Below are 2,825 nucleotides of genomic sequence, written 5' to 3'. Positions count from 1 at the left end.
TGTAAATCGTCTATAGCTGGTTCTTCAGAAGATGGGATCAGAAATGAGCAAATAGTTGTTGCACAAAAGGGTGGTCTTTGGAATACGGCTAAAGGCTATGCTGGTGCATTCTGGGATGGGGCTAAATGGCGTTATAACGCGGTAGCAAATGGGTTAAGTCAAGATTTCTCTGAAGGTGCTCTTGAGGGAATAATTAATTTTACTGGTGGTCGGACAGGAAATTCTTTTACTACTGACATGAAAAATAATTTCATGGCAACAAGTATTACTGTTGGTTTCCTGAAATCAGTAGATAAAAAGGTAGTGGGATTATTTGTCGGTGGTGCAATTGCACGTGAAACTGGATATATGACATTTGGACAGTTTTTCAAAGGTGGGTTTAAGCCGGCAGCCCACTTGGGAACAAGGCTTCAAACTCTAGGTCATGTGTCTACAGGTGCTGTAGTTAACGGTGCTCGTTTAACGGCTGCATATGAAGCTGGAAACTTTGTTGGCTCATTTGCTCGTATTGCTGTAAATAGAACAGCAATTTGGCTGTCTGAATAGTAGGTTTAAGTTTGGTGGAGAATCCAATTGAGTGAAATTGATCCGATAGGCTCTTCTAGAGTGAAACCAGTTTATAGAAAGCTAGCTTTAGTTCTTGCAGTAATATTTATAATTGCGATTTGTGGAGTAATTGTATTATTGATTGCGGAAGGGTTTGATTGGTTTCTTATTTTTGGGCTTGTAATTTGTTCATGGTCGGCTCGATTTTTTATGAAGGTTTTTAAAAGCTAAAATACGGACATTAGTTTGAGTGCTGCCGAATAAGAAAAGTAGAGCGCTAACTATCAGTAGTTAGCGCTCCAATGGCCGCATAGCATGTTCCACCTGACGCTGAGCGATAATCGCATCGATCACCCGAATCACCGTGTCCTTGTCTTGATCATCAAAAGTCTCCAGCAGCTTGAAGCGCTTAAATAGCACTTCATTGCGGATGGGGCTTTCCTCCATCAGCTTCCCTTAGCGGCCGCTGTCTAAGCCATGCCTCCCCCGGCTCACAAAAGCTGTTCGCCTCCCCGCCCGAAAAACACCTGCCCGCCGGCACGGGCAAGCCCTGTGCCGGCTGGGTGGGTGGTGGCCCCAACTCAACACTGTACCAACGTCAGGTCTTTAAGGCGGGCAGGCCGGGCTGGTCGCAGGGTTTTTACCTGTCGTCGGTCAGGCGCTGGCGCGCCTGTGCGGCTGAACAGAAGGGGCCGTTGCCTCTGGAAAAACATCCGGCTAAGGTAAAACCCGCGTCGGGGCAAAAAAATGAGGAAGAGCCAGCGGCGCCGGCAAAAATGGTTGCTAAGTCGTTGATTGCACTAGGAAAAATGGAAAGTTAAGGTACGACTGGTCTCGGGGTGATGTCTTTGCACAAAAGGGTGGCGGAAGCTTTTTCCGTGGAGTGGGCTCCTTTTTTAGAGGTTTGTATAGATACACTCGGCATGAGAACAGAATCCTAGGAGGAGCAGGTGCAGGGGAAGCTGTTCAGGCGAATACAGTGGAGCATATGCTGCTTGGGGAGGCATTGGGAATTGCGTTACATGCAAATCAAAAGCAAATTAAGGCGGGTGGTAATAAGTTGTTAGAAAGTGGAGAGACTATAGCTGGTCGTCAACTTGCAGGACTTGTAAGTGGTGCTGCCATAGGTGGTGCTGGGGCTGGGCCATCATTTGGAATCGTAGCTGGTATGGGGGATGTGTACTATGGCATTGAACTCCTAGCGTCAGAACTGAATTTGAATGTTTCCAGTGTTGATTATACTCGACCGATATTACCGCAGATTTCAGATGCTACGGTACGAGGTTATGCAGAACGCAGGTTGGGTAATATTGCTAACACTTTTCTCTCTGGTCAAAATTAGTGGGTTTTATAAATGGGTGCTTATTGTAGAACGTGCAAGAAGTATAAAATTCCACTGATGGCTGCATTGGCCAGCCTGACTGGTGATGGTGCTAGATGTTTAAGTTGTGGCACGAATTATCTGATTGCAGGATTTTCAAAATTGCTTTATCTGACTTTGGAAGGTGCAGCAGTTCTATTATCGGTATATGTTTCTTTTTACTTTTTAACAGTAATTCCATTGGCGGTTTGTATTGTGTTGGTTTTATTAATACGGTTATTTTTTGCTCCCCTCATAGCAAAACCAACACCTAAGAAATTCTTTGGGAAACGCAGCAGATAACCTTCTTTCCCAAGAATGAAAATTATCAAAGCCCCGGCAGAGTAATCTGCCGGGGCTTTGTCATATCTGACGGAGTGTGTCAGTGACTAGCTTGCTGAATCACAGTCTCCAACATCTCGCTAACAAACTTCTGTTTGGCCTTGGGCAGCAGGGCCACTTGTTCAACCTGTCGCAATAGCTTCGGCACCGGCCCACGCTTGGCGGGATTATCCTCTATGCCCACCAGCTCATCCACACTGATCCCAAACAGCTGTGCCAGCTTCGGCAGCATGGAAGCGGACACCTTGCGCCGCCCGGCCTCGAAGGACTGCATATGTTGTTGGGAAATCCCCAAGTACTCTGCCAGCTGCACCTGGGTCATGCGCAGTTCTTTGCGTAGGCCGGCGATACTATCGCGAAAGTAGTTGGATGGAGAATGGTCAACTCAAAAGAGAAAAGACTTTTTTCATAGGCAACTTTGAAGTGGTATGGCCTTTACATGATGCCACAATCACGGCAGTCAAGCGCACCAGCTTGAGTGGCTCGGTTCAACATGTGGCTATCACTGATACAGTAGGAACTACTGGGGAGTACCAATATGTCCATAGGGACCATCTAGGTTCAGTTGAAAAAATTA

At 46.4% G+C, this 2,825-nt stretch carries 7 protein-coding genes; 5 read left to right on the top strand and 2 right to left on the bottom strand.

Annotated features, from left to right (window positions below; all coding sequences use genetic code 11):
• Window positions 1-546, top strand: a 546-nt coding sequence (locus MO867_RS21430) for a hypothetical protein (protein WP_252472928.1), incomplete at its 5' end; no start/stop codon positions are given.
• A 27-nt stretch (window positions 547-573) separates the two neighbouring features.
• Window positions 574-777, top strand: a complete 204-nt coding sequence (locus MO867_RS21425) for a hypothetical protein (RefSeq protein ID WP_252472926.1) — start codon at window positions 574-576, stop codon at window positions 775-777.
• Between the two features lie 60 nt (window positions 778-837).
• On the opposite strand, the gene MO867_RS21420 is transcribed toward MO867_RS21425, so the two are convergent.
• Window positions 838-993, bottom strand: a complete 156-nt coding sequence (locus MO867_RS21420) for a hypothetical protein (protein WP_252472924.1) — start codon at window positions 991-993, stop codon at window positions 838-840.
• A gap of 532 nt (window positions 994-1,525) precedes the next feature.
• On the opposite strand from MO867_RS21420, the gene MO867_RS21415 reads away from it, so the two are divergent.
• Both MO867_RS21415 and MO867_RS21410 read left to right on the top strand, forming a co-directional pair.
• A complete protein-coding gene (locus MO867_RS21415) occupies window positions 1,526-1,888 on the top strand; it encodes a hypothetical protein (protein ID WP_252472921.1) in 363 nt (120 codons plus the stop codon).
• Window positions 1,889-1,945: 57 nt separating this feature from the next.
• Window positions 1,946-2,209: a hypothetical protein gene (locus tag MO867_RS21410; RefSeq protein WP_252472919.1), complete on the top strand. Its 264-nt coding sequence runs from the start codon at window positions 1,946-1,948 to the stop codon at window positions 2,207-2,209.
• A gap of 79 nt (window positions 2,210-2,288) precedes the next feature.
• Here the strand turns inward: MO867_RS21410 and MO867_RS21405 are convergent, their stop codons facing one another.
• Window positions 2,289-2,576 (bottom strand): helix-turn-helix domain-containing protein, encoded by a 288-nt coding sequence (locus tag MO867_RS21405; RefSeq protein ID WP_507161428.1) that lies wholly within the window; start codon window positions 2,574-2,576, stop codon window positions 2,289-2,291.
• Window positions 2,577-2,617: 41 nt separating this feature from the next.
• Between MO867_RS21405 and MO867_RS21400 the strand changes: the two genes are divergently transcribed.
• Window positions 2,618-2,825 (top strand): hypothetical protein (locus tag MO867_RS21400; protein ID WP_252472915.1); only part of this gene is annotated, 208 nt, incomplete at its 3' end.

This window comes from Microbulbifer okhotskensis, assembly GCF_023895975.1.
Classification (GTDB): domain Bacteria; phylum Pseudomonadota; class Gammaproteobacteria; order Pseudomonadales; family Cellvibrionaceae; genus Microbulbifer; species Microbulbifer okhotskensis.
Note: the sequence above shows the minus strand (reverse complement) of the source record. Positions and strands in the feature narration are given on the sequence as shown.